At 46.6% G+C, this 24,687-nt stretch carries 25 protein-coding genes and 1 pseudogene; 14 read left to right on the top strand and 12 right to left on the bottom strand.

Annotated elements, in window-relative coordinates; all coding sequences use genetic code 11:
- Nucleotides 1-28: 28 nt before the first annotated feature.
- From ICE89_RS07285 to ICE89_RS07265, 5 genes are all read left to right on the top strand, one after another.
- Nucleotides 29-487 (top strand): (2Fe-2S)-binding protein, encoded by a 459-nt coding sequence (locus ICE89_RS07285; RefSeq protein ID WP_216265412.1) that lies wholly within the window; start codon nt 29-31, stop codon nt 485-487.
- Between the two features lie 14 nt (nt 488-501).
- Nucleotides 502-2,625, top strand: a complete 2,124-nt coding sequence (locus ICE89_RS07280) for a molybdopterin cofactor-binding domain-containing protein (RefSeq protein WP_216265411.1) — start codon at nt 502-504, stop codon at nt 2,623-2,625.
- 80 nt (nt 2,626-2,705) lie between these two features.
- Nucleotides 2,706-3,941: a bifunctional glutamate N-acetyltransferase/amino-acid acetyltransferase ArgJ gene (gene argJ / locus ICE89_RS07275; protein ID WP_216265410.1), complete on the top strand. Its 1,236-nt coding sequence runs from the start codon at nt 2,706-2,708 to the stop codon at nt 3,939-3,941.
- Nucleotides 3,942-3,956: 15 nt separating this feature from the next.
- Entirely contained in the window at nt 3,957-4,814 is an 858-nt protein-coding gene (locus ICE89_RS07270) for an ATP-binding protein (RefSeq protein ID WP_216265409.1), read from the top strand.
- Nucleotides 4,815-4,824: 10 nt separating this feature from the next.
- Nucleotides 4,825-5,241 carry an NUDIX domain-containing protein gene (locus ICE89_RS07265; RefSeq protein WP_216265408.1) on the top strand — a complete coding sequence of 139 codons (417 nt, stop codon included), beginning with the start codon at nt 4,825-4,827 and terminating at the stop codon, nt 5,239-5,241.
- Here ICE89_RS07265 and zapD read toward each other — a convergent pair.
- From zapD to ICE89_RS07235, 6 genes are read right to left on the bottom strand one after another with little or no spacing between them, the layout of a single operon-like run.
- Nucleotides 5,238-5,990: a cell division protein ZapD gene (zapD, locus tag ICE89_RS07260; RefSeq protein ID WP_216265407.1), complete on the bottom strand. Its 753-nt coding sequence runs from the start codon at nt 5,988-5,990 to the stop codon at nt 5,238-5,240. The two genes, ICE89_RS07265 and zapD, sit on opposite strands and share 4 nt — an antisense overlap.
- Before the next feature lie 11 nt (nt 5,991-6,001).
- Nucleotides 6,002-6,688 (bottom strand): dephospho-CoA kinase, encoded by a 687-nt coding sequence (gene coaE / locus ICE89_RS07255; RefSeq protein WP_216263376.1) that lies wholly within the window; start codon nt 6,686-6,688, stop codon nt 6,002-6,004.
- A complete protein-coding gene (locus tag ICE89_RS07250; RefSeq protein WP_216265406.1) occupies nt 6,643-7,143 on the bottom strand; it encodes an A24 family peptidase in 501 nt (166 codons plus the stop codon). The genes coaE and ICE89_RS07250 overlap by 46 nt, the downstream gene beginning before the upstream one ends.
- Nucleotides 7,143-8,189, bottom strand: a complete 1,047-nt coding sequence (locus ICE89_RS07245) for a type II secretion system F family protein (RefSeq protein WP_216263378.1) — start codon at nt 8,187-8,189, stop codon at nt 7,143-7,145. The genes ICE89_RS07250 and ICE89_RS07245 overlap by 1 nt, the downstream gene beginning before the upstream one ends.
- Nucleotides 8,180-9,259, bottom strand: coding sequence for a GspE/PulE family protein (locus ICE89_RS07240; protein WP_216263379.1), 1,080 nt, complete (start codon nt 9,257-9,259; stop codon nt 8,180-8,182). Before ICE89_RS07240 ends, ICE89_RS07245 begins: the two co-directional genes overlap by 10 nt.
- Complete coding sequence (locus ICE89_RS07235) at nt 9,256-10,548, bottom strand: HlyC/CorC family transporter (protein ID WP_216265405.1); 1,293 nt, start codon at nt 10,546-10,548, stop codon at nt 9,256-9,258. Before ICE89_RS07235 ends, ICE89_RS07240 begins: the two co-directional genes overlap by 4 nt.
- Nucleotides 10,549-10,666: 118 nt before the next feature.
- Here ICE89_RS07235 and ICE89_RS07230 point away from each other — a divergent pair, with 118 nt between their 5' ends.
- Complete coding sequence (locus tag ICE89_RS07230) at nt 10,667-11,179, top strand: methylated-DNA--[protein]-cysteine S-methyltransferase (protein ID WP_216263381.1); 513 nt, start codon at nt 10,667-10,669, stop codon at nt 11,177-11,179.
- A gap of 6 nt (nt 11,180-11,185) precedes the next feature.
- On the opposite strand, the gene ICE89_RS07225 is transcribed toward ICE89_RS07230, so the two are convergent.
- Entirely contained in the window at nt 11,186-12,160 is a 975-nt protein-coding gene (locus ICE89_RS07225) for a squalene/phytoene synthase family protein (protein ID WP_216265404.1), read from the bottom strand.
- A gap of 118 nt (nt 12,161-12,278) precedes the next feature.
- Here ICE89_RS07225 and ICE89_RS07220 point away from each other — a divergent pair, with 118 nt between their 5' ends.
- Together ICE89_RS07220 and ICE89_RS07215 are read left to right on the top strand one after the other, a co-directional pair.
- A complete protein-coding gene (locus tag ICE89_RS07220; protein WP_216263479.1) occupies nt 12,279-13,694 on the top strand; it encodes a sodium:solute symporter family protein in 1,416 nt (471 codons plus the stop codon).
- Between the two features lie 105 nt (nt 13,695-13,799).
- A complete protein-coding gene (locus tag ICE89_RS07215) occupies nt 13,800-14,819 on the top strand; it encodes a 2-dehydropantoate 2-reductase (protein WP_216263383.1) in 1,020 nt (339 codons plus the stop codon).
- A gap of 82 nt (nt 14,820-14,901) precedes the next feature.
- On the opposite strand, the gene ICE89_RS07210 is transcribed toward ICE89_RS07215, so the two are convergent.
- Nucleotides 14,902-15,669: a fumarylacetoacetate hydrolase family protein gene (locus ICE89_RS07210; RefSeq protein ID WP_216265403.1), complete on the bottom strand. Its 768-nt coding sequence runs from the start codon at nt 15,667-15,669 to the stop codon at nt 14,902-14,904.
- A gap of 56 nt (nt 15,670-15,725) precedes the next feature.
- Here ICE89_RS07210 and ICE89_RS07205 point away from each other — a divergent pair, with 56 nt between their 5' ends.
- On the top strand, nt 15,726-16,661 hold the full coding sequence (locus ICE89_RS07205) for a glycine/sarcosine/betaine reductase selenoprotein B family protein (RefSeq protein ID WP_216263385.1): 936 nt from the start codon (nt 15,726-15,728) through the stop codon (nt 16,659-16,661).
- Here ICE89_RS07205 and ICE89_RS07200 read toward each other — a convergent pair.
- Complete coding sequence (locus tag ICE89_RS07200; RefSeq protein WP_216263386.1) at nt 16,658-17,662, bottom strand: polyprenyl synthetase family protein; 1,005 nt, start codon at nt 17,660-17,662, stop codon at nt 16,658-16,660. The genes ICE89_RS07205 and ICE89_RS07200 overlap by 4 nt on opposite strands.
- A 75-nt stretch (nt 17,663-17,737) precedes the next feature.
- Between ICE89_RS07200 and rplU the strand changes: the two genes are divergently transcribed.
- The 4 genes and pseudogenes from rplU to proB form a co-directional block, all read left to right on the top strand.
- Nucleotides 17,738-18,049, top strand: a complete 312-nt coding sequence (gene rplU / locus ICE89_RS07195; protein ID WP_011902040.1) for a 50S ribosomal protein L21 — start codon at nt 17,738-17,740, stop codon at nt 18,047-18,049.
- Between the two features lie 19 nt (nt 18,050-18,068).
- The gene (gene rpmA, locus ICE89_RS07190; protein ID WP_011902041.1) at nt 18,069-18,329 is read left to right on the top strand and encodes a 50S ribosomal protein L27; all 261 of its coding nucleotides are present in this window, start codon (nt 18,069-18,071) and stop codon (nt 18,327-18,329) included.
- Nucleotides 18,330-18,417: 88 nt separating this feature from the next.
- Nucleotides 18,418-19,506: a GTPase ObgE gene (gene obgE / locus ICE89_RS07185; protein ID WP_216265402.1), complete on the top strand. Its 1,089-nt coding sequence runs from the start codon at nt 18,418-18,420 to the stop codon at nt 19,504-19,506.
- 21 nt (nt 19,507-19,527) lie between these two features.
- Nucleotides 19,528-20,307 (top strand): annotated as a pseudogene (gene proB, locus ICE89_RS07180) (glutamate 5-kinase); the annotation flags it as partial.
- A 29-nt stretch (nt 20,308-20,336) separates the two neighbouring features.
- On the opposite strand, the gene ICE89_RS07175 reads toward proB, so the two are convergent.
- Nucleotides 20,337-20,900 (bottom strand): CNP1-like family protein, encoded by a 564-nt coding sequence (locus ICE89_RS07175; protein ID WP_216263388.1) that lies wholly within the window; start codon nt 20,898-20,900, stop codon nt 20,337-20,339.
- The gene (locus tag ICE89_RS07170) at nt 20,897-21,496 is read right to left on the bottom strand and encodes an RNA pyrophosphohydrolase (RefSeq protein WP_216263389.1); all 600 of its coding nucleotides are present in this window, start codon (nt 21,494-21,496) and stop codon (nt 20,897-20,899) included. Before ICE89_RS07170 ends, ICE89_RS07175 begins: the two co-directional genes overlap by 4 nt.
- Before the next feature lie 48 nt (nt 21,497-21,544).
- On the opposite strand from ICE89_RS07170, the gene ICE89_RS07165 reads away from it, so the two are divergent.
- A complete protein-coding gene (locus tag ICE89_RS07165) occupies nt 21,545-23,287 on the top strand; it encodes a proline--tRNA ligase (protein ID WP_216263390.1) in 1,743 nt (580 codons plus the stop codon).
- Here ICE89_RS07165 and ffh read toward each other — a convergent pair whose 3' ends face one another.
- Entirely contained in the window at nt 23,288-24,670 is a 1,383-nt protein-coding gene (gene ffh / locus ICE89_RS07160) for a signal recognition particle protein (RefSeq protein WP_216263391.1), read from the bottom strand.
- Between the last annotated feature and the right edge of the window lie 17 nt (nt 24,671-24,687).

Genomic DNA, 24,687 nt, shown 5'->3' with positions numbered 1-24,687 from the left:
AATTCTCAAATTTAACTAAGGGGGCGTTATGGCCGTGTCTTTTACTCTCAATGGTAAAGCTGTTAATTTCGACGGGGATCCTGATACGCCAATTCTCTGGGTCTTACGAGACCATTTAGATGTAACGAGTCCAAAGTATGGCTGTGGAGCAGGACTTTGTGGCGCATGTACCGTTCACTTGGATGGTGCGGCCATCCGTTCTTGTGCTACCCCTGTATCTGCTGCAGGTGGAAAGGCAGTTACAACTCTCGAGGGCTTAGCGGCAAAGGTTGGAAAAGCGCTTCAAGATGCTTGGATCGAATTCGATGTGCCTCAGTGTGGATATTGTCAGACTGGACAAATGATGTCTGCGGCTGATTTATTGGCAAAGAAAAAACAGCCTAGTAGTGATGACATTAAAAATGCCATGAGCGGAAATATTTGTCGCTGTGGCACATATTCTCGTATCGAAAAAGCAGTCAAACGTGCTGCAGATAAGTTGGCATAAAGGGTAAAGATCACATGAAAAATCAATCTTTAAAAAGTAATGGCCGTCGTCAATTTATTCAGCACAGTGCCGCTCTTGGCAGTGCCTTTGTTATCGGCATGCATCTGCCTTTGGCAAGTGAAGCTGCTGTAGGGGATGCTGCAAAGCCTGCCTTAGCAAACGCTTGGGTACAAATTACCCCGGATAATCAAATTACGCTTATTTGTGCTCGCTCAGAGATGGGCCAGGACGTATATACCTCTTTACCAGCTTTGTTAGCTGAGGAATTAAATTTACCTCTCTCAATGATTCGGGTTGAGATTGCTGGAGTTGCCCCTGTTTACATCAATGCGATGTTGGGTGGTCAAATTACCGGCGGCTCAACTTCAGTACGCGAAGCCTTTGATAAGTTAAGAACTGCCGGAGCCGCAACTCGTGCTGTCTTAGTTCAGGCCGCTGCTCAACGTTGGAATGTTGCAGCTGCCGACTGTAAGGCTATGAATGGCAAAGTAACGCATGCGAGTGGTAAGTCAGCCACGTATGGTGAGCTAGCTGCTGATGCTGCTAAGTTACCCCTTCCAGAAAAGCCGGCCCTGAAATCGCCAGCGAACTTTATGGTGATTGGCAAAGAATCGATGCGCCGTTTGGACACGCCAAGTAAAGTTGCCGGCAAAGCAGTTTATGGAATTGACGTCAAGATTCCGGGTATGGCAATTGCATCTTTAGCGCAGTGCCCTGTTATTGGAGGTACGCCTACATCCTTTGATGCTTCCGCTGCAATGAAAGTATCTGGAGTAATTAAAGTTGTCCAGATTTCAGATGGCGTTGCAGTATTGGCTAAAGATTTTTATGCGGCGCGTAAGGGTAGGGATGCCCTGAAAATTACCTGGAATGAAGGATCTAATGCAAACCTCAACAATGCGGTTGTTCGTAAGTCATTAGAAGATGGTTTAGCTAAAAAAGGTGCCGTGATTAAAGCGGTGGGCGATGCTAACGCTACCGTTGTAAATGGTAAGTCGCTTAGTGCCCAATACTTTTTGCCATACTTAGCCCACTCCACCATGGAGCCTGTGAACTGTTCTGCCGATGTATCTAATGGCAAGTGCAGAATTATTGGGCCAATTCAATTTCAGCAGGGTGGTCAAGCGGTGGCTGCTGCTGCAGCTGGGGTTAAGCCTGAGGATGTCACTATTGAAACCACCTTTCTGGGCGGTGGATTTGGCCGTAAATTAGAGTTGGATTTCATTCGTCAGGCTGCTGAAATTTCTAAAGCAGCTGGCATGCCAGTCAAGATGCTCTGGACCAAGGAAGATGACATTACTCATGACTTCTATCGTCCTATGAGTATTCATAAAGTGGATGGAGTCTTGGGTGCTAATGGTCAGCTGGCTTCCTTGAAAGCCAAAATGGTTTCTCAGTCAGTGACAGCACGAGCCTTTCCTGGTTTTGTGAAGGATGGCTTTGACCCATTCATGGTGGAGGGCTCCAACAATATTACTTATGAAATACCTAATCTAGAAATTACTAACGTGATCACAGATACTGGACTTCGAGTGGGTTATTGGCGCTCAGTCAGTAATGCGTTAAATGCTTTTGCAATTGAGAGTTTTGTAGATGAGGCCGCTAAAGCCGCTGGCAAAGATCCTGTTGCGTATCGGATGGCATCTTTAGGCAAGCACCCGCGAGCAAAGGCCGTCCTTGAGTTGGCAGTGAAAAAATCCGGATATGTTCCTGGCAGTAAGCGTTTTGGTGTTGCACAGATGGAGTGTTATGACACTTATTCTGCTTGCATACTTGAATTGGATCCTGTAGCCAAAGAAACCAAGGTTAAGAAAATCACTTTCGTATCCGATTGCGGAATTACAGTGCATCCTGATCAAGCAAGAGCGCAGCTCACTGGTGGTGTGATTTACGGCTTGAGTGCAGCATTAAGTAACGAAATTACGATTGAGAATGGCCGAGTCCAGCAGAATAACTTCAACAACTATCCTAGCTTGCGACAAAATCAAGTGCCTGTGGTTGAGGTGCATTTGGTGCCAAGTCTGGAGAAACCGGGTGGCTTGGGCGAAGTTGGGGTGCCTTTAGTAGCCCCAGCTCTAGTAAATGCAATTGCTGCAGCAACTGGTAAGCGGATTCGGGAGTTGCCAATCAAGGCATAGCATCTGTGATGGGGTTTAAGCAATAAAGCGCGCCTAGAAGGTGCGCTTTATTTTTGAGCCTCATCTACAATTATCAGACTATGACTGTTAACTTACCCCTCCCCCAAAAAGCCGAATTAAAGCCTATCAAAGGTTTTGAGATGGGCATCGCCGAAGCCGGTATCAAGAAGGCAAATCGTAAAGATTTATTGGTGATGACTTTAGCTCCTGGTTCCCAGGTTGCCGGTGTTTTTACTTTAAATCGTTTTTGTGCTGCTCCAGTTCAAGTTTGTCGCGAGCATCTGGCGCGAGAAGGTCGTAATGGTGAAATTCGAGCTCTGGTGGTGAATACCGGTAATGCTAATGCTGGGACTGGCGAATCTGGCATGAAACACGCCCTAGAAACCTGTGCAGCTTTAGCTAAAGATCTGAAGATTCATCCAGAGCAGATTCTGCCTTTTTCAACGGGCGTGATTCTTGAGCCGCTTCCGATTGAGAAAATTATTAGCGCTTTGCCAAAGGCAGTAGCAAATCTAGGTGAGGACAATTGGTTTGATGCGGCTGAAGCCATCATGACCACGGATACTCAGCCTAAAGCAACTTCAGTAACTGTGCAAACGCCCGCGGGGATGGTGACTATTACTGGTATCTGCAAAGGTGCTGGCATGATTCACCCTAATATGGCAACCATGTTGGGATTCATTGCTACTGATGCTGGATTTGCGCCTGGACTCTTGAGTAGTCTGACTCGTGAGATAGCGGACCTTTCATTTAATGCGATCACTATTGATGGTGATACATCTACTAATGACTCTTTCATCATTATGGCGACAGGTCAGTCGTCAGTGCAAATTCAATCAGCGAACGATCCTAGTTATGCCATCTTGCGAGATGCATTAATTTCCTTGGCCAGAAAACTAGCGCAAATGATTGTGCGCGATGGTGAAGGTGCAACTAAATTTATAACGATCGAAGTACTTGGTGGCAAGACTCAAGATGAGTGTCACTTAGTTGCCAAGGCAGTTGCGCATTCGCCCTTGGTTAAAACTGCTTTCTTTGCAAGTGATCCTAATTTGGGCCGCATCCTGGCAGCGATTGGCTATGCAGGTATCACCGATTTAGATGTAAATCGTGTGCAAATGTGGCTGGGTGATGTTTGGGTTGCTAAAAATGGTGGCCGTAATCCCGATTACCAGGAGGCTGATGGTCAGAGGGTCATGCGGGCTCCAGAAATCACCGTCAAGATTGACTTAGGTCGCGGCAACGCTACACAAACTATGTGGACTTGTGACTTGTCGCATGACTATGTATCTATTAATGCAGATTACCGCTCATAAAAGACTCTCCGAAATATGAATGAAAAATTAGACCGTCTTTTAGACCATCTCGATACTTTTTTACCAAAGCCTTTGACTGAGGAGCAGTGGAAATCTTCTACTGCATATAGATGGCGTAGGCGCGATAGTATCTTTGGCAGCATTGGATTTTTGCAACCTGTAAAGCATGTTGCGGACATTACTTTTGAGGATTTGCAGAATATTGATCGTCAGCGTGACGCCATACGCGATAACACTAAAAACTTTATTCAAAAAAAGCCTGCTAACAATATTTTGTTGACTGGTGCCAGGGGAACTGGAAAGTCCTCGCTGATCAAGGCGAGTTTGCATGAGTTTGCCAGCCAAGGCTTGCGTCTGGTTGAGGTTGAGAAGGAGCATCTAGCTGATTTGGCTGATATTACCGAGCTCTTGGCCGATCGCCCAGAGCGTTTCATCATTTTCTGTGATGACCTCTCGTTTGAGGATGGCGAATCCGGCTATAAGGCCATGAAATCTGCTCTAGACGGCTCAGTTTCAGCTCAAGTCGACAATATTTTGATTTATGCCACTTCTAATCGTCGTCATTTATTGCCTGAGTATATGAAGGACAACGAGACATACGTTCATAACGATGATGGCGAAATTCATCCTGGTGAGGTAGTTGAAGAAAAGATTTCTTTATCAGAGCGCTTCGGTCTTTGGTTGTCTTTTTACCCGCCAAAACAAGATGAGTATTTGGCGATTGTGGCGCATTGGTTGCAGCATTTTGGTTTAAGTGCTGAGCAAATTGAAGCGGCGCGTTCAGAAGCATTGGTTTGGGCATTGGAGCGCGGCTCACGCTCGGGCCGCGTTGCTTGGCAATTTGCTAAGCATTGGACTGGTTCAAAAGCTTAAGATCTTTTTGATGAGTGAAGTCAAGCGCCCAGTTACTGAAGTGGCAGCAGGAATTTTGCTGGATTCTGATGGCCGCTATCTTTTAGGGCAGAGACCTGAAGGCAAGCCCTACGCTGGTTATTGGGAAGTTCCCGGTGGAAAAATTGAAAAAGGGGAAACGGTTTTCGAGGCGCTGAGGCGAGAACTTCAAGAAGAGCTCGGTATTGATATTCAATCTAGTGAAGAGCTTACCGTTTTAGAGCATGATTACCCGCATGCCTATGTTCGCTTGCATGTGAGCATTATTCGCGATTGGAGAGGGGTTCCCAAAGGTTGTGAGAATCAAGCCTTATCGTGGGAGTTACTTGCTGCCGAAAAGCCTAGTGTTGAGCCCTTATTGCCGGCCGCCTGGCCCATGCTAGAAAGGCTAAGAGCCCTTTTGACTTAAAACTGGCAGAGGGTGAGTTTGAATGGCACATCAGCACTTACCAACTGTGCTTTTTTATCGCGTTCGGACTTTAAGAAGCGAACTGAGAGTAAATATTTATTTGCGCTAATTTCAGAAAACAAAGCATCATCTTCTACGGCAATGCGCATTAACTGATACACCTTGCCAGATGGAGCTTGCTGAAAAGATCCATTGTGCGCGACCACATCTTTAGCCTCGCCTGATTGACGTAACAGCCGTAAAAATAATTGGCATGCCTCATGCCATGGCAAGAGCGGCCCAACGTATTTTTCAAGCAATTCACGTCGCTCAGATGATGGACTATTTTTCCAGGCATGATAGCTAGGCAAATCAATTGGACTGGTGCCACCTGGAATATTTAATCTGGTGCGAATCGCATTTAACCATTCACTTTCAGTAATCACAGAGTTGGGTCTGCCTGTTGATTGATTAATACACTTAGCAACGGAATCAATTTCTGAAAGCGTTTGTGTCAGCGCCTCTTGATCAACTTTTTGGGATGACTTCAATCCATTGAGTGTATATTTTTGACGCTCAAATTCTTTGAGTAGTAAAGACTTGATGTCACCGCGTGCACCGATGTCACCAAGATCAAACAAAATAGAGATGGCATTGTGGTGCAACTCTGGGTCATCAGAGCGGACAAAGTGGTTGAAGCGGGCGAACAAATACTCCAATCGAAGCATGCTTCGAACTAATTCGTTAAAGGGGTATTCGTAAACAATCACAAGCCCATATTCTATGACGAACTGGTGCGATCTTTCTGAATCTGTAAGATTTTTTCGTTCAACTTTAATACTTCAGTTTTTAAGTTCTCAAGAGAGCCCTGATTCTCAATGACCATATCCGCCCTGGAAATACGCTCTTCTCTGCTGGCTTGAGCCTTCAGAATCCTCTCAACCTCGTTTCGGGGTAATTTGCTGCGGTGCATCACACGTTCAATTTGAGTTTCCTCTGGACAGTCCACTACTATGAGGTAGTCCAAAAGGGGCGCCCAATTGCCTGATTCAACCAACAGAGGGACCACAAAAACAAGGTAAGGCACCTGATCTTCTATGAGCTGTTTGGCTTGCCGAATGGTTTCTTCCCTTATAAGGGGGTGGGTGATTGCTTCCAGAGACTTTCTAGCTTGGGGATTGGCAAAGACCAATGTACGCATCTTGACTCTATCAAGCGCCCCGCTTGAACCAACAAAATCAGAGCCAAATTGTTTTTGAATGAAGGGGATAGCCACTCCATTTGGGGCGGTGATCTGATGGGCGATGAGATCGGTGTCAACAATACCTGCGCCCAGTTGAGCGAGCTGATCGCTCACGGCGGTCTTTCCTGAGCCAATGCCACCAGTTAGACCTACAAAGGGTACATGCCCTTTGAGGATGCCTAGATCAGCTTGCTCAGAAGGAGGGTTTGTAGGGTTTGTGGCCATAACAACTCAATAATGCCAGCAATAGTCAGAAAAGGGCCAAACGGAAAAGCTGAGCGATGATTTTGTTTATTCCACTCCAGCCAGAAAATGCCGCCAATCAGTCCGGTCAGGGATGCCATTAGTAAAATACTGGGTAATGCAAACCAGCCAAGCCAAGCACCCAAGGCTGCCAATAGTTTGGCATCACCCATTCCAATCCCATCTTGCTTTTTGACTATCCGATAAAGAAGGTTGAGGAGCCAAAGACAGGTGTAGCCTAGGATCGCTCCAATGATTGCGTCTTGAGAAGAAATAAAGCGTTGATTTGAAAGACTATTAAACAAGAGACCCAGCAAGATGAGCGGTAAGGTGATGACATCAGGCAAACGAAAGGTGCGCAAATCGTAATACGCTAAGTACACCAAGATCGCTATAAGGGATATTCGGATCCAGTCGAGCAAAACAAAATTACCCATTAAACAATCTGTCCTAGGTTAAAGATGGGGAGATATAAGATTATGACCAGACTTCCAATAATGAGTCCAACGATAATGATTAACAAGGGCTCCAAGCTTTGGCTAAGGGTACTTAAGCGATTGCTTAATTGAGAGCCCAATATTGATGCGCGCTTTTGTAGCATTTCAGCGAGCGCACCACTTTCAGATCCTATTCGTAAGAGCTGCAATGTTTCCTGATCAAATAGTAGGTGCTTGGGATCTGCTTTTGTTATGGCATCTCCGAGTGACCAGCCGCGAGTGAGGTGTTTGAATATATCAGCGCTGAAATCATGGCTGAGCCAGTGGTTAGATGATTGTGCGGTAACTCTCAATGCATCTGGAAGGGGTAATCCAGACTTTAGGAGATGACCCAATGTCCGACACCAGTAGGTAAGTGTTGCTAATCTGAGAAGCTGGCCAATCATCGGTATAGAGAAGCTCAGTCGATCACAATATTTTTGAATTTTGGGGATCCTGGACCAAGCAAGGCTAAAGAGCACAGCAAAGCCAATGAGGGCTATCACTATTTCAAGGTAGAACGCTTGAAACCATGAGGATGTTTGAATTAACACTTTAGTCGGGGCTGGCAACTCCGCTTGAAAATGAGCAAAAACATCCTTAAAGACGGGTACAACCCAAATCATCATTACTATCACCAGAAGGCAAGAGCTAGTAAGGGTGATGGCGGGATAACTCATTGCCTGTTGAATTTTTCGACGCAATTCAATTTGGGCTTCCAGTTGCTGGCAGATGGTTTTTAGCGCCAGATGAAAGTCACCAGTACGCTCACTGACGCGAATCAGATTAATAAATTCCATAGAAAATAGATTTCCTTGGGCACGCAAGCATTGAGAAAAACTTTCACCCTTTTTGAGCTGGGTGTGAATGCTAGTCACCCAAGGAATCCAGGCCTTTGGGGCGGTTGAGTAAATGAGTTCAATCGCATTGAGGAGCGGTAGACCTGCCTCTAGCAAAGTTACAAGTTGCTCGGCAAAATGAAGTTGGTTCTGCTTGTTTAATGCCATGTGCCCACTTCTGAATCTAGGGCTGCTTGATTAATAAGACCTGCTTGCATATGGATTAATCCGGCATCTCGCATGCTGACGTATGAGGTGGATGAGTCAAATAAATGGGTTTTGCTTAGTACTTCATGAACTCCAATGCGCCCAAGGTAGCCGCTGCCTTTGCAGAATGAACATGGCACGTTATTTTTGATCTTTAATCCAAGACATTGAGTGCAGGTTTTACGAACGAGACGCTGTGAGCTGACGCTTAAGAGACAGGACTCCAGAGATTGTTGATCTACTCCTAGATGGCCAAGTCTAGGAACTGCTCCACAAGCATTGCGGGTATGCAAGGTGCTGAGAACAAGATGCCCAGTTTGAGCCGCCTGAATAGCAAGCTGAGCTGTAGCGGCATCGCGGATTTCTCCAATCATGATGACATCCGGATCTTGTCGAAGAAGGGCGCGAATGATCGTTGGAAAATCCAAACCTGCCCGCGGGTGATAGGCCACTTGGTTGACTCCAGCAAGACGAATTTCAATGGGGTCTTCTATCGAGCAAAGATTGCGATGATTTTGATTGAGCTGACGCAGACAGCTATAGAGCGTTCGAGTCTTGCCGCTCCCAGTCGGTCCTGTCACTAGAATCAGCCCGTTGGATTGAGCAAGGGCTTGCTGGAATATCTCAAGTTGTTCCGAGAGCAGGCCAATGTCTTTAAGATCAAGCTCTTCTAAGCAACTGGGCAGTATGCGAATAACCGCCTTTTCTCCATGAAGAGTTGGCAAGATTGAGACCCGGCAATCAATATTGGGTTTGGAAAAATTATGGCCAATGCAAAGGCGTCCATCTTGCGGCAGGCGTTTTTCTGCAATATCTAAGCGCGCCAGAACTTTGATTCGTGTGATGAGGCGGTCATGAAATTCAATCGGGTAATGCGACTGTATTTGTAGCAGGCCATCGACCCGAATACGAATGAGTGTGGCTTGAGCCCCAGCCTCTATATGAATATCACTCGCTCTAGCATCTAGGGCATATGTAGCGATTTCATACCAAGTGCGAATGATTAGTGAGTCATCAGCGGCAACGCTCAATCTTGGTCTTGAGTCCGAATGGCGGGACGATAAAGCTTCACTGTTTTAACACCATGTTCGTCAAATTGAACAATTTCCATGACGATGCCAGCAATGCGAATGCTGACATCATGATCGGGGATAGCCTCGAGTTTTTCGAGAATGAGCCCGTTTAAGGTGCGCGGCCCATCCAAGGGGAGGTCGAGGTTGAGTAAGCGATTGAGATCTCGTAGCGAGGCACCACCTGTTGCTATATAGGTTCCATTCGGGAGCCAATGAGGATCAGTTGAGAGGTTGGAGAAAGAGGTCGTAAATTCACCAATGAGCTCTTCTACGATATCTTCAAAAGTCACTAGCCCCAGAACTTCACCATATTCATTTACAACCAAACTTAAGCGCTGTTGGTTATCTTGGAAAAACTGCATTTGCTGCAATACGGGGGTGCTACTGGGGATGAAGTAAGGCTCGTTTAATAACACCCTAAAGTCTTCATGCTTAAGGTCTGTATCGCCTAGCAAGGACAAGGCCTTTTTGACAGAAAGGATCCCGACAATACGCTCAGAGTCACCATCGCAAACGGGTAATTTGTTGTGATAGCAAGTTTCCAATTGTTGGACTACTTCATCAATAGGTCTTGAGAGATCCAAAACCTCAATCTTGGACCTGGGTGTCATCACATCATCAACGGTAATGTTTTCCAAGTTGAATAAGTTGAGTAGGATGTTGCGATGATGATTGGAGACAAAACGATTTGACTCTAAAACGAGACTGCGTAACTCTTCTTTGCTCATAGCCCTGCTATCGGAAGAGGATTGCAGGCCAGATACTTTCATAAGACCAGAAACAAAGTTATTGATAAACCAAAGCAAAGGTTTTAATGCAAAAGTGAGTGGCAAAATAAACCAGCCAACATGGGAGGCAATCTTTTCTGGAAAAGCGGCGCCAATGACCTTCGGAGTAATCTCGCTAAAAATAATGATGAGTAAGGCCACAACTAAAGTAGCAATTGAGAGTACGAGACCGCTATCACCAAAAATATGCAGCGCAATCCCCGTTACTAAAATAGGAAGAACGGTATTGATCAGGTTGTTCGAAATCAGTAACACCGACAACAATGAATCAATACGCTTTAGGAGTCTCTCAGCTAGCGCTGCACCGGCATTGCCGCCATTGGCCATCGCACGTAGGCGATGACGATTCGAGGACAGCATGCTGGTTTCTGCCATCGAGAAAAAGCCAGATAGTGCAAGTAAAAATAGGACTAGAGCAACTTGGCTGTAAAGCGGCCAATCGTCAAAAAAGGTGTCCATGAGGTCTGCCTGAAAAAAGTAAGGATGAGTCAATATAGCAAAGTGGCATTTCTCAAGCTATAGCCATGGAATAAAGGCCTGTCATCCCTCTTGTTTATTTGTGTAAGAATCACTTGATATGGCTTCCATACCAACCCCTTTGAGCTCAAATGGCGCTAACTACTGTGTTATTGCGGCACCTTTTGGGTGTCTAGGCATTTCGACGGAAATGGTGGAGGGCAGCCTGATGCTTTCTAGAATGGATTATTTGCCCGCCAATACAGCGTTAATCACCCCACAGAATCAGCTGGCTAAAGAGGTTGCGCGGCAGTGCAAGGCTTACTTCCAGGATCCTCATTGGCAATTTGACTTACCCACAAAACCTGTGGGTACTGAGCATCAAAGAAAAGTGTGGGCGAGCATTCAAGATATACCCGCCGGCCAAACAAGAACCTATGGTGAATTGGCGCGGAAGATTCAGAGTGGGGCGCGTGCAGTAGGTACAGCGTGCGGTGCCAATCCCTACCCCCTAATAGCACCTTGCCATCGAGTGGTTTCTGCTCAGGGTATTGGCGGCTTCATGAAAGAAAACTCCCCAGGCCTATATCGCCAAATCAAGCTCTGGCTTTTAAAGCATGAGGGTGCTTTGTAGGTTTGTTTATTTAGCGAGTGATCTGCTGCTAAGGCTGAAAAAAATCTTCATCACCATATCGCTTTTAACGGCCCACTTTGTAAAGCCGTAGAAACTCAAGACGGTGTTTCTGGAAAGCTTTACTTCATCTTTACTATCGAATTCTTTGCGATCTGCAATCTTTGACAGAGTCATTACCGCTAAGCCAAAAGCCAAGAAGCAAAAACGTCTCATACCCGGCTCCTCTTTAGGAATCAACAGAATGTAATGCAGCGATTCTTGTAGCTTTTCATAGGCCAGCCTTAGAAGTGCTTCATGACTAACATTGATTGGCTTCCAGGAGACGCCACGGGCCTTATCCTCTGGCGAGTCTTTGAGAATATTAGTCATTTGCAGCGCTTGACCAAATGCGATTGCCAAATTTTCATGCCCGGCCATTTTTTCTTTAAAGGCTTGGGAATGATTGCTAAAGATGGTTGTTAGCAGTTCGCCAACTACACCTGCCACGACATAGCAATATTGCTCAAACTCAGCAAGATCTTGAAGGCCGGCTTGGTTTTGTCTTCCATGGAAGAACGACATTCCTTCAGACATGATGGAAACGCAACGACTGACTGCTACTTGATCCTGGATAGAGCAGGTATGCAAAATTCGCAGAACAGTGGGTGTATGAGAAATTAAATCCAACTCATCTTGATTGCTGTAATTTTTTAATGCGTTGAGGCAAGGCGCAACAAATGTCTCAACTGGAGCCTTCTCAAGCACCGCATCTAAAAATAGCGCCGAAAGAGCTTGCTTGCTCTGCGGGCTTAAATCTGCGGCATCCTCAATGGTGTCAACAATGCGGCACAGCAAATAGGTGTTGCCGACTACCTTTTCGATGCTTGGGGGTAGAAGTGGGATGGTAAGAGCAAAAGTACGTGAGACAGATCCTAGAATGGCCTTTTGGTAGGCCAAATCGTTAGTTGGGCTCAATGTCGGGGTTTGCTCAGGTGTTCTCACTCTTGAATTATGTCAGACCGATGCTCTCAGTGGAGCGATCCAAATTGGTACTTTTTACTAACTACCAAAAGTGACATAGCCATATAATTTCATCAAATTTCACAAGGAGTATTTGGGCGTGCTAATTTGGTTTGTAATTATTTACTGGGTTATCTCAGTTGGCATTGGCTTATGGGCAGCCCTCAGAGTTAAAAATACTGCTGACTTTGCGGCGGCTGGTCATAGCCTTCCTTTGCCGATTGTGACCGCCACTGTATTTGCGACCTGGTTTGGCTCTGAAACCGTTTTAGGAATTCCAGCCACTTTTCTCAAAGAGGGCTTGGGGGGAGTGGTTGCAGATCCCTTTGGCTCCTCTCTTTGTTTAATTTTGGTAGGGCTCTTTTTTGCTCGCCATCTTTATAACCGTCGCATGCTCACTATCGGTGACTTCTTTCGTGAAAAGTATGGCCGCACAGTTGAGGTTTTAGTAACCCTTTGTATTGTTGTTTCTTACTTGGGTTGGGTTGCTGCACAAATTAAAGCTCTGGGATTGGTGTTTAATGTTGTCTCTGAAGGCGGTATTTCTCAGACGGGTGGCATGATGATTGGTGCTGCTAGCGTATTGATTTACACCCTATTTGGCGGCATGTGGTCCGTTGCCATTACGGACTTCATTCAGATGATCATTATCGTGGTTGGCATGCTCTATATCGGTGGTGAGATGACCTCGCAGACTGGCGGCATAGGCGTGGTCATTGAGCATGCTGCTGCTGCTGGCCAATTTAGCAACTTCTGGCCGGATATGAATTTAGCTTCGATCTTAGGCTTTGTTGCTGCCTTATGCACCATGATGCTGGGATCCATTCCGCAGCAAGATGTCTTTCAGCGAATTACCTCATCTAAGAATGTGAACATTGCCGTCCAAGCAGCTTTGCTAGGTGGCGTGCTTTACTTTATTTTCGCTTTTGTGCCTATGTATTTGGCTTACTCGGCAACCTTGATTAGCCCGGATTTGGTCAAGGAATACCTCACCACTGATCCACAGATGATCTTGCCTAAGCTGATTCTGAATCACGCGCCACTGATTGCTCAAGTGATGTTCTTTGGTGCACTCCTCTCAGCCATTAAGAGTTGTGCCAGCGCTACCCTATTGGCGCCATCGGTAACGTTTGCTGAAAATATTGTGCGAGGTTTTTTCAAACATTTATCTGATCATGATTTGTTAAAGGTCATGCGGATTACGGTTTTATGTTTTGCTGTAGTGGTCACTTTCTTTGCGGTGAACTCGGAGCTTTCTATTTTTAAGATGGTGGAAAGCGCCTATAAAGTGACTCTAGTTGCCGCATTTGTGCCGTTAGCGTTTGGGGTTTACTGGCCTAGAGCAAACTCCTTGGGGGGATTATTAGCTGTAGTTGGAGGCTTAACCATCTGGATCAGTTGTGAGATTTTGGCTCCGAATGCCATTCTTCCGCCTCAATTAGCTGGCCTAATGGCTAGTATTGTTGGTATGATTTTAGGAAGCTTGGTTCCAAAAGACTCCTTAAAAGCGGTTTAGAGTGCGATTTGCCTAATATTTAGGCAAATGAGATTAATTTCCATTGCAAAAAAATCTCCTCTAATATGAAACTAATTCAAAATTTTTTGTTCTTAAGGGGTTCCTATGAAAATCTGTGTGATCGGCGGGGGTGGCGCTATTGGCGGCTACTTGGCTGTCATGTTGGCGCGCGCCGGCAATGAGGTAACGGTTGTTGCGCGCGGTGCTACTTTAGCCGCAATTAAAGAGCGTGGCCTGGCTTTAATTATGGATGACCAACCAGAACCTTTGGTTGCACAAGTTAAAGCGGTAGAAAAAATTCGTGATGCTGAAACTCCTGATGTTGTGATTCTAGCGGTGAAGGCTCATCAAGTGGAGCCGATCATTGATGATTTGGCGGCCATCATGGCTCCCGAAACTATTTTGATCCCAATGCAGAACGGAATTCCTTGGTGGTATTTCCAGAAGTTGAGCGGCGAGTATCAAGATCATGCAGTGGAAACAGTAGATGCTGGTGGTGTTGCTAAGAACGCCATCAATCCAGAAAACATTATTGGTTGCGTCGTATATCCAGCCACCTTTACGCAGGCTCCTGGGGTCATTCGTCACGTTGAAGGGAATCGTTTCCCATTGGGTGAGTTGGACGGCAAGAATACTGAGCGCATTCAGAAGATATCGGAGATGATGGGCGCAGCTGGATTTAAGTCTCCAATTTTGGATGACATTCGCTCAGAGATCTGGCTCAAGCTTTGGGGCAATATGACTTTCAATCCAATTAGCTCTCTGACGCACGGCACCTTGGAAGGTATTTGCCAATACCCATTGACCAAAGAGCTGGCTCGCAACATGATGGCCGAAGCGCAGACGATTGCTGAGAAGTTGGGCGTGACTTTCCGTGTGGATATCGAGCGTCGTATCGCTGGTGCTGAAAAAGTGGGTAAGCACAAAACCTCGATGTTGCAAGACTTGGAAGCGGGCCGTAGCTTGGAGATTGATGCTTTGTTAGGGTCGGTGATTGAGTTAGGCAAGATCACCCAAACCCCAACACCTTGCTTAAATACTGTATTTGCTTTGACCAAGTACTTGGATGAAAATGTTCAGGCTTCTAAAGGAAGCTTGGCCTTGCCATCGGTATCGGGCTACTAAAAAAGTAAAGTTTCTCCAAATAAAAAACCCTTGCTACTGATCATGGCAAGGGTTTTTTTGGCACTAGAAGTTATTCGAAGTATTACTCGAAGCGATTATCTAGTTGTCCAACACCATCAATAATAATGCTGACATTGCTACCAGGTTTCATGGAGCCAACACCAACGGAAGTGCCGCAGGCAATGATGTCTCCAGCTTCAAGCGGCACATCCTGGGTAATCAGACTCACTAATTTTGCGGGCGCGAAAATCATGTCCGTAATCGGATAGTTTTGACGCTCTTGACCATTGAGAATGGTTTTGATCGTTAGCTTGCTCGGATCTACATCGGTAGTGATGTAGGGGCCGAATACGCCAAAGGTATTAAAACTCTTAGAGCGAGTCCACTGTGCATAACCAGGGTCGCGGTTCAGGATTTCAATTGCGGTGACATCATTGATGCAGGTATAGCCAAAGATGGCTTTAGCTGCTTCCGCCTCATCTACTTCATGACAGCGTTTGCCGATCACAATACCAAGCTCCCCTTCATAAACGACTTTTCCGGAATAGGACTTGGGAGTGCGAATCACTTGGTTGGCTGCTAAGAAGGAGTTATTTCCTTTGAGAAAGTACAAAGGCTCTACAGGTACGGCATGCTCAAGCTTCGTTACCAGTGCATGGAAGTTATCGACCATGGCAACCATCTTGGAAGGAGTGCATGGGATATCAATCGTTACATCAGCCAGCTTGAGGGTTTCGCCGGTGGCCTTAGGTCCTTTAAATAAGTCACCTTCATACACTGCGATTTGGTCGCCCTGTACTTGTCCTAAACCACTTTTTCCTTGATGTTGAAATCTAAGCCACTGAGCCATAATGAGTTCCTATGAGGTTAAATATTTGATATGCAATATCTTACAGGGATGAATTGATGTCTAAGACTTCTGAGCTCATATTTGCACCAGAACAGGATCAGCCGATTCGCTATATGGATCGCACCCGCAGCTACTACTTGGGTTTGGGTTATGAGAATCCTTATGTTTGGGCTCACTATGGTGATGTGCCATTTACTCCGCTGAAAAGGCCACTTGCACAATCTGTTTTGGGCCTCATTACTACAGCCGTTCCTCATGATCCCAGTAAAGGGCCGCAGGGCCAGGGAGCTTCTTACAATGCCGCAGCCAAGTTTTATCAGCCATATCAACAATCGAGCGAAGGAAGTATCGATTTACGAATTGCCCATGTGGGGGTTGATCGCAAGAATGCCAATATGGAAGACGGCAATTGCTGGTTCCCACTGGACGCTGCCAAACGAGCGCTTACAGCTGGAAGGATAGGCGCGGTTTCAGCAAACTTCTATGGCTTACCAACTAATCGCAGTCAGCGCCACACATTAGAGAGTGATGCCCCTCGCATTTTAGAAATGATGAAAGCCGACGGTGTCGATGTAGCGGTATTAATTCCGAATTGTCCAATATGTCATCAGAGCCAAAGTTTATTAGCACGTTATTTAGAGACTGCAGGAATTTCAACAGTTGTGATGGGCGCCGCTAAAGATATTGTTGAGTATTGCGGTGTGCCACGACTTTTATTTAGTGATTTGCCGTTGGGTAATGCGGCTGCAAAACCAAATGATGTGCCTTCGCAGGATTTGAATTTTGAGTTGGCCTTGCGGCTTTTAGAGTCGGCTCCTGCAGCCCGCACAACGGTTCAATCGCCATTGGTATGGTCAGAAGATCCGTCGTGGAAATTGAATTATTCCAATCTAGAGCAGTTATCACCGCAAGAAATTGCACGTTTGCGTGAAGAGGCCGAACAGGTGCGAATGACTGCGCGTGAACTCAGATTGAATACTTTGGGATCTTAAGTTTGTCTCGTGAGAGAGTATGCGCACAGGGCTTGTAGCGCAGTGCTGGCTTGATTTGCCGGGAAGTCTTTAAGACAAGCCAAGGCGAGATCTGCTTCACGTTTTGCTGCAGCTTGGGTGTAATCAAGAGCACCAGAATTTTGGACGGCGGCAAGGATTTGCGCAAACACATCATCTGGTAAATCTTGGTTTTGTTCAATTGCTGCACGTACTAAAAGACGCTCTTCATTACTGCCGTTTTCTAGCAAGTAAATCAGTGGCAGCGTAGGCTTACCTTCGCGTAAATCATCCCCAGCATTTTTTCCCATCTGTGCAGCATTGGCGGTGTAGTCTAGCAAGTCATCCATTAACTGAAAAGCAGTGCCGATGTGACGTCCAAATGCAGCAGCTTGTTCACGCTGTGCATCGGTGGCATTAGCCAGGATGGCACCTAGCTCAGTAGAGGCTTCAAAAAGCTTGGCTGTTTTATAGCGAATGACCTGTAAATAACTTGCTTCATCCACTTCTGGGTCATTCATATTGAGAAGTTGCAAAACTTCGCCTTCGGCAATCGTATTGGTTGCGTCTGACAAAATTTGCATGACGCGAAGGTCATTTGGGCCAACCATCATTTGGAAGGCTCGGGAATATAAGAAGTCGCCCACTAAAACACTGGCAGCATTGCCAAAAGCGGCATTGGCAGTCTCACGACCTCTTCTGAGGGTAGATTCATCAACTACATCATCATGAAGCAGGGTAGCGGTGTGGATGAATTCAACTACAGCCGACATTTCCAGGGTGTGGGGTGCTTCTTTGCCGTTGGCCAGAGCTTTGGCCACCAACATCAAGAGGGCGGGTCTGACCCGCTTACCGCCAGCCTGGATGATATAGCTCGAGATTTGGTCGATTAATGCGACTTTTGAGGCTAAACGCTGACGGATTACCTCGTCTAAGGCCTTGAAATCTAAGGCAATTGGGGCCAGAATTTGGCTTAAGTCATTGGTTTTGACAGTGCTCGTCATGCAAGATATAATAATGGGCTTAGCTGGTCCAGGGTGGATTAGCTTAAATGTAGATATTAATTGAGGTTTCAAACCATGTACGCGGTCATAAAAACCGGTGGCAAACAATATAAAGTTGCTGCAGGCGAAAAATTGAAAATAGAACAGATACCAGCGGAAATCGGCAGCGAAATCACTCTTGACCAAGTCCTCGCCGTTGGCGAAGGCGCTTCACTGAAATTAGGTGATCCATTGGTTAATGGTGCAGCTGTGATGGCCACTGTCGTCTCCCAGGGACGTCACGATAAAGTGACAATCTTTAAGATGCGCCGTCGCAAGCATTATCAAAAGCACCAAGGCCATCGTCAGAATTTCACTGAAATTTTGATCAACACGATTAAAGCCTAATTCAGGGTAGGAGAAAGATATGGCACAGAAAAAAGGCGGCGGCTCAACACGAAATGGCCGCGACTCAGAATCGAAGCGCTTAGGCGTTAAGGTATTTGGCGGCGAGCATATTAATGCTGGCAGCATCATCATTCGTCAACGTGGCACACGTGTTCATCCAGGTGCTAACGTTGGTATTGGTAAGGATCACACTTTGTTTGCCTTGATTGACGGACAAGTGGAATTCGGCGTTAAGGGTGCTTTGAAGAAGGCCCAAGTTTCAGTCTTGCCTCGTTCATAAGGCTGCCTGACTGAGACACGTTTGATTCAGATTTATTCCGAATTTAACTCTTAGGAACAGGCCTCGCTAAGCGAGGCCTTTTTTATTCATGAAATTTATAGACGAAGCACGTATTGAAGTGATTGCCGGGCAAGGTGGTGCCGGAAGTGCCTCCATGCGCCGCGAAAAGTTCATTGAATTTGGCGGTCCAGATGGTGGTGACGGCGGCAAGGGCGGAAGCGTCTGGGCGATAGCCGATCGCAATATCAATACTCTGATTGATTACCGTTACGCAAAAACGCACACCGCAAAAAATGGTGAGCCTGGTCGTGGCGCTGACTGCTATGGTCGCGCTGGCGATGATATCGAGTTGCGGATGCCGGTTGGCACAATCATTGCCGACTATGAAACTGGTGAACCCATTGCTGACTTAACTACACATGGTGAGCGCCTTTGTTTGGCGCAGGGCGGTGTTGGTGGTTGGGGCAATATTCACTTTAAGAGTAGTACGAATAGAGCGCCACGCCAAAAGACAAATGGCAAAGAAGGCGAACGTCGTAAGCTCAAGCTTGAATTAAAAGTATTGGCCGACGTTGGTTTATTGGGCATGCCTAATGCAGGTAAATCTACCTTGATTACTGCAGTTTCGAATGCGCGTCCAAAGATTGCGGATTATCCATTTACCACTTTGCATCCAAATTTGGGTGTAGTGCGTGTGGGAGCTGAGCGCAGTTTTGTGATTGCCGATATTCCTGGTTTGATTGAAGGTGCGGCTGAAGGCGCTGGTTTGGGCCATCGCTTCTTGCGCCATTTACAACGCACAGGGGTATTGCTGCATTTGGTTGATATTGCTCCATTTGATGCGAATATTGATCCAGTGGCAGATGCTGTAGCGATTGTGAATGAATTGCTTAAGTACGACGAAGCTTTGGTTGAGAAGCCACGTTGGCTAGTCTTAAATAAAGTGGACATGATTCCCGAAGAAGATCGCAAGACAGTAGTTGCTGACTTTATAAAGCGCTTCAAATGGAAAGGCCCCGTCTTTGAGATCTCAGCCTTAACAGGCTTGGGTTGCGATAAGCTTTGCTATTCTTTGCAGGATTATTTAGATTCTGTACGTCGTGACCGAGACGATGCGGATGAGCGCGCTCAAGATCCGCGTTATCAAGGTCAGCTAGAAGATAAAAAACCAGATTAAATATTTCACTCGCCTTTTGCTATGAATACTAAAAAAACTCAACGGATTGTTGTCAAAGTGGGATCTAGCCTAGTCACCAATAATGGTGAAGGCTTGGATCACGCTGCGATTGCGATGTGGGCTGAGCAAATGGTTGGGCTATTAAAGGCGGGTCATGAGGTATTGATGGTGAGCTCAGGTGCTATTGCTGAAGGTATGCAGCGTCTGGGTTGGACTAAGCGTCCACAAGAAATTCATCAACTGCAAGCCGCTGCTGCAGTTGGTCAGATGGGCTTGGTTCAGGTTTATGAAAGTTGTTTTGCGCGTTTCAATCTTCGCAGTGCTCAGGTCTTGCTAACCAACGCAGACTTGGCCGATTCTGAGCGTAATGCCAATGCTAGAGCTACCCTCGATACTTTATTGAAATTGGGTGTAGTTCCCATCATCAATGAGAATGACACTGTAGTAACTGATGAAATTAAGTTTGGCGACAACGATAGTCTTGCTGCTTTAGTAACCAATTTAATTCATGCAGATCTTTTGGTGATTTTGACTGATCAAGGCGGCCTATTTACTGCGGATCCACGTCAAAATCCAAATGCCACCTTGCTTGCGGATGCTATTGCGGGAGATCCTGCTTTAGAAAAAATGGCAGGCGGCGCTGCTAGTGAGCTCAGTAAGGGCGGCATGTTGACTAAGGTGCTGGCAGCAAAGATTGCAGTGCAAACTGGCGCAGCAACAGTGATTGCCTCTGGGCGCGAACCCCATGTGCTTACCCGCTTAATGGCAGGCGAGAAAATAGGTACCCACTTGAGCGCTCAGTAAGCGCCAGTTACGCAGACTTCAAATTTTTATTGAATACCGTTTGAATTCGTTGGCTTTTGCCCGCCAATAAAGCCATTCGGATTGAGAGAATGCAAAATGGTTTTGATGTTCTTTTCTTGATTGCTAAAGTTGCAAAAAGCGCCTTGAGCTAACGAAGCCTGATAGCGATTAGGTATATCGCTTTGAATATTTTTCCAGCTACCTAAAGGATTTTCTTTCCAAACACCGCTCTCTAGATTGCCATAAAGACGCCACTGAAAAGAATCGCAGCGAATACCCTCATATTGAGTTTGTTGACTTCCACTGGGGCTGCTAATAACAACAATATATCGAGTGATACCATCTGCGCCAATCAATATTGAGTCAGTATCCACTGCAAATTTAAAGATAGTGCGTTGAGAAACGTAAAAGGGCACCAAGGTAGATTGGTTTGGTGGGTTCAGGGGCATGGCGGTTGTACCTTCTTTAAACACCATGGGCGCAAAAGGATCTACACCACTAATAAGGGCGTCTCCACCGCATGCAGATAATGCAAGGCCGAGGATTGCGGTACTGCATGAGAGATAGAAGCGCTTTAAAGAAATAGTCATGTGGATTGATCGTTTGGGTTGTCGTCTTTCGGATGTTCGTGAGGGCCACCGTAAAAAGACTGAATTAAATCAAGAGGGGATCCCCAGGCGAGTTGCTGCATGCGCATGCCACGGGATAGGAAACGCGCTAATTCTGAAAGCGCTAGTTGATAAACTTCACGCTTAAAGCCAATGACGGCATCTAATTGAATCCAGAAGGGGACCCAGCGCCAAGCATCGAATTCAGGGTGTTCTGAAGCGCGTAATTGGATATCGCTATCTAGGCCTACTAGGCGCAAGAGAAACCAAATTTGTTTTTGACCGCGGTATGCTGCCCTATGGACCCGAGTGGCGTGTTGACGGCGCAAGTATTCCTCAGGGACGTCGTAGCGAAGCCAATCCCTAGTGCGTCCAATAATTTGGACATGCTCCGGCAGTAAGCCAACCTCCTCTTGCAATTCGCGGTACATAGCCTGTTCAGGGCTTTCACCATGCTGAATCCCGCCCTGCGGGAACTGCCACGAATGCTGCCCAACGCGTTTTCCCCAGAAAACCTCGTTACGGCTGTTGAGGAGGACAATGCCGACATTCGGGCGATACCCTTCACGGTCAAGCATGATCGTGCCTCAAATCCTTTAAAATCAACGATTTGATTATATCCATACATGAAAGCCTCACAATCATTTCTCGCCACGCTAAAAGAAGCCCCCTCCGACGCTGAGGTGGTTTCGCACAAACTTATGGTGCGTGCAGGTTTAATTCGTAAGCTCAGCGCAGGCATTTACAACTATTTGCCGCTGGGTTTGAAGGTGATTCGCAAAGTAGAAAACATCATTCGCGAAGAAATGAATCGTGCTGGCGCAATTGAATTGCTCATGCCAATAATTCAGCCTGCTGAATTGTGGCAAGAGACTGGTCGTTGGGAAAAGATGGGTCCAGAGTTGCTGCGCATCAAAGATCGCCATGATCGTGATTTTTTGATTCAGCCAACTTCTGAAGAGGTGATCACTGATTTGGCTCGCAATGAGATTAAGAGTTACAAGCAATTGCCAGTGAACTTCTATCAAATTCAAACAAAATTCCGCGATGAGCGTCGCCCTCGTTTTGGCATCATGCGTGGTCGCGAATTCAGCATGAAAGATGCTTACTCATTTGATCGCGATGTTGAGGGTCTCAAGAAGTCTTATCAAATGATGTTTGATGCTTACACCCGCATCTTTAAGCGTATGGGTCTGCAGTTCCGTGCAGTAACCGCAGACAATGGCGCCATTGGGGGCTCTGGTAGTCAAGAGTTTCACGTGATTGCCGATACTGGTGAGGATGCGATTGTGTATTGCCCTAGCTCTGACTACGCAGCTAATTTAGAGGCGGCCGAGTCTTTGGCTTTACTTGCCACACGTCCCGCTGCAGCTGCTGCGATGGCCAAAGTGCCAACGCCTGACAAGACAAATTGCGCAGAGGTAGCGAAGTTCTTAAATATTCCTCTTGAGAACACAGTGAAGTCATTATTGTTTGCTGCTGATCAAGAAAAAGGTCCGGCCAAACTATTTATGTTGCTAGTGCGTGGCGACCACGAGCTTAATGAAGTGAAGGCGACCAAGATTCCTGGCATGGCAGAATCACGCTTTGCTACTGAAGCAGAAATCAAACAAGCTTGCAATGCGCCAGCAGGTTATTTAGGTCCTGTTGGGGTAAGCACTGAAGTGGCTGTTGTTGCTGATCGCACCGTTGCCAATATGGCTGACTTTGTCTGTGGCGCTAACGATGCTGGGTATCACTTGACTGGCGTGAACTGGGGTCGTGATTTGCCTGAGCCTTTGGTGCTGGATATTCGTAACGCGGTGATAGGTGATCCCTCACCGGATGGCAAAGGGGTTGTGGATATTTGCCGCGGTATTGAAGTCGGGCACGTATTTCAATTGGGCACTCGTTATTCAGAAGCAATGGGTTGCACTTACTTAGATCAACAGGGCAAAGCTCAGCCAATGGTGATGGGTTGTTACGGGATTGGTGTTACTCGTTTGCTTGGTGCTGCCATTGAGCAGGGGCATGACGAGAAAGGCATTATCTGGCCAATCTCAATGGCGCCATTCGAGGTGGTCATTTGCCCAATGGGTTACGAGAAATCAGAAGCAGTTAAAGCCGCATGCGATCAGTTGCACGATGAGCTCTTAGCGGCTGGAATTGATGTGATCCTGGATGACCGAAATGAGCGTCCAGGCGCGATGTTTGCTGACTGGGAGTTGATTGGGGCGCCATTCCGCGTAGTGATTGGCGATCGCGGCTTGGCAGATTCTCAAGTGGAATTTAAGGGTCGGACTGATGCAGAGTCCCAGAACATCCCACTAAATGACATCAAAGCAAAAGTGCTTGCTGCAGTTCAAGCAGCAAAGAGCTTAGTTAATTAATTATTTCTTAAAGAGCCCGCCAATACCCTTGGCGGCTCCTTTTGCAGCCATGGTGGCCATGGTGCGCGCCATTTTTCCACCCTTGAATTGCTTCATCATGGTTTGCATTTGCTCGAACTGAGCTAGCAGACGATTGACCTCTTGCACTTCTACGCCGGAGCCGGCAGCAATGCGACGCTTACGACTGGCTTTCAGTAATTCAGGCTTTCTGCGCTCGCGAGGAGTCATGCTATCAATAATGCCGCGCATACGCGTAGTTTGTTTATCTGCATTACTGAGATTTGCTTTGGAGGCCGCTTGGGCAACTTGGCTGGGTAACTTGTCCATCAGGCTAGCCATGCCACCCATCTTTTGCATTTGCATGAGTTGATCTCGAAAATCTTCTAGATCAAAACCACCTTTAGAAATCTTGCTAGCTAATTTTTCTGCTTTGGCAACGTCAACGTGTTGCTGGGCTTGCTCAACTAGAGCCAGAATATCGCCCATGCCCAGAATGCGATTGGCCATGCGTTCAGCATCAAATGCCTCTAGACCATCCATCTTCTCGGCGACACCGATAAATTTGAGTGGTACACCGGTTACTTGACGTACTGAAAGTGCCGCGCCACCGCGAGAGTCACCATCTAGCTTCGTTAGGATCACGCCGGTGAGTGGGAGCGCTTCATGGAAGGCTTTAGCAGTATTGACCGCGTCTTGACCAAGCATGGCGTCAACTACGAACAAGGTTTCGATTGGATTGAGGTTGGCATGCAAAGTTTTGATTTCTTGCATCAGAGCTTCATCAATGCCAAGACGTCCTGCGGTATCCACAATTACCACATCAAAGTAATGACGACGTGCCCAATCCAGAGCAGCTACAGCAATGTCATTTGGCTTTTGACTAATGTCGCTCGGGAAAAACTCAGCACCAACCTGCTTAGTAACAGTTTCTAATTGCTCAATCGCAGCTGGACGATAGACGTCACAAGAAACAGTCAGAACCTTCTTTTTCTTTTTCTCTTGCAACCACTTGGCGAGTTTGCCAACGGATGTCGTTTTACCCGCACCTTGTAGGCCGGCCATCAAGATGACTGCAGGAGGTTGGGTAGCAAGATTGAGTTCGCCGCTTTGATTGGTGTCACCCATCATGACTTGGGCGAGTTCACGTTGAACTACGCCAACCAGAGCTTGTCCAGGACTGAGGCTTCCAACCACTTCCTCGCCAAGGGCTTTAAATTTAATTTGTTCCAGTAAAGACTTGACTACCGGTAGCGCTACGTCAGCTTCCAATAGGGCTAAACGGATTTCCCGTAGCATTTCTGCTGTATTGGTTTCGGTGAGGCGGGCTTGGCCCCGCATTGTTTTAACAACGCGAGATAGACGGTCGGTGAGGTTTTCTAGCATTTATCGATTAGACTTTC

This window comes from Polynucleobacter sp. AP-Kaivos-20-H2, assembly GCF_018882215.1.
Lineage (GTDB): Bacteria > Pseudomonadota > Gammaproteobacteria > Burkholderiales > Burkholderiaceae > Polynucleobacter.
This window is presented reverse-complemented; position numbering and strand designations above follow the sequence as displayed.

Coding starts and splice junctions, on each gene's coding strand:
- ICE89_RS07285 (WP_216265412.1), top strand. CDS start 29: ATGGCCGTGTCTTTTACTCTCAATGGTAAAGCTGTTAATTTCGACGGG.
- ICE89_RS07280 (WP_216265411.1), top strand. CDS start 502: ATGAAAAATCAATCTTTAAAAAGTAATGGCCGTCGTCAATTTATTCAG.
- argJ (WP_216265410.1), top strand. CDS start 2,706: ATGACTGTTAACTTACCCCTCCCCCAAAAAGCCGAATTAAAGCCTATC.
- ICE89_RS07270 (WP_216265409.1), top strand. CDS start 3,957: ATGAATGAAAAATTAGACCGTCTTTTAGACCATCTCGATACTTTTTTA.
- ICE89_RS07265 (WP_216265408.1), top strand. CDS start 4,825: ATGAGTGAAGTCAAGCGCCCAGTTACTGAAGTGGCAGCAGGAATTTTG.
- coaE (WP_216263376.1), bottom strand. CDS start 6,688: ATGGCCACAAACCCTACAAACCCTCCTTCTGAGCAAGCTGATCTAGGC.
- ICE89_RS07250 (WP_216265406.1), bottom strand. CDS start 7,143: ATGGGTAATTTTGTTTTGCTCGACTGGATCCGAATATCCCTTATAGCG.
- ICE89_RS07245 (WP_216263378.1), bottom strand. CDS start 8,189: ATGGCATTAAACAAGCAGAACCAACTTCATTTTGCCGAGCAACTTGTA.
- ICE89_RS07235 (WP_216265405.1), bottom strand. CDS start 10,548: ATGGACACCTTTTTTGACGATTGGCCGCTTTACAGCCAAGTTGCTCTA.
- ICE89_RS07230 (WP_216263381.1), top strand. CDS start 10,667: ATGGCTTCCATACCAACCCCTTTGAGCTCAAATGGCGCTAACTACTGT.
- ICE89_RS07215 (WP_216263383.1), top strand. CDS start 13,800: ATGAAAATCTGTGTGATCGGCGGGGGTGGCGCTATTGGCGGCTACTTG.
- ICE89_RS07210 (WP_216265403.1), bottom strand. CDS start 15,669: ATGGCTCAGTGGCTTAGATTTCAACATCAAGGAAAAAGTGGTTTAGGA.
- ICE89_RS07205 (WP_216263385.1), top strand. CDS start 15,726: ATGTCTAAGACTTCTGAGCTCATATTTGCACCAGAACAGGATCAGCCG.
- ICE89_RS07200 (WP_216263386.1), bottom strand. CDS start 17,662: ATGACGAGCACTGTCAAAACCAATGACTTAAGCCAAATTCTGGCCCCA.
- rplU (WP_011902040.1), top strand. CDS start 17,738: ATGTACGCGGTCATAAAAACCGGTGGCAAACAATATAAAGTTGCTGCA.
- rpmA (WP_011902041.1), top strand. CDS start 18,069: ATGGCACAGAAAAAAGGCGGCGGCTCAACACGAAATGGCCGCGACTCA.
- obgE (WP_216265402.1), top strand. CDS start 18,418: ATGAAATTTATAGACGAAGCACGTATTGAAGTGATTGCCGGGCAAGGT.
- ICE89_RS07175 (WP_216263388.1), bottom strand. CDS start 20,900: ATGACTATTTCTTTAAAGCGCTTCTATCTCTCATGCAGTACCGCAATC.
- ICE89_RS07170 (WP_216263389.1), bottom strand. CDS start 21,496: ATGCTTGACCGTGAAGGGTATCGCCCGAATGTCGGCATTGTCCTCCTC.
- ICE89_RS07165 (WP_216263390.1), top strand. CDS start 21,545: ATGAAAGCCTCACAATCATTTCTCGCCACGCTAAAAGAAGCCCCCTCC.
- ffh (WP_216263391.1), bottom strand. CDS start 24,670: ATGCTAGAAAACCTCACCGACCGTCTATCTCGCGTTGTTAAAACAATG.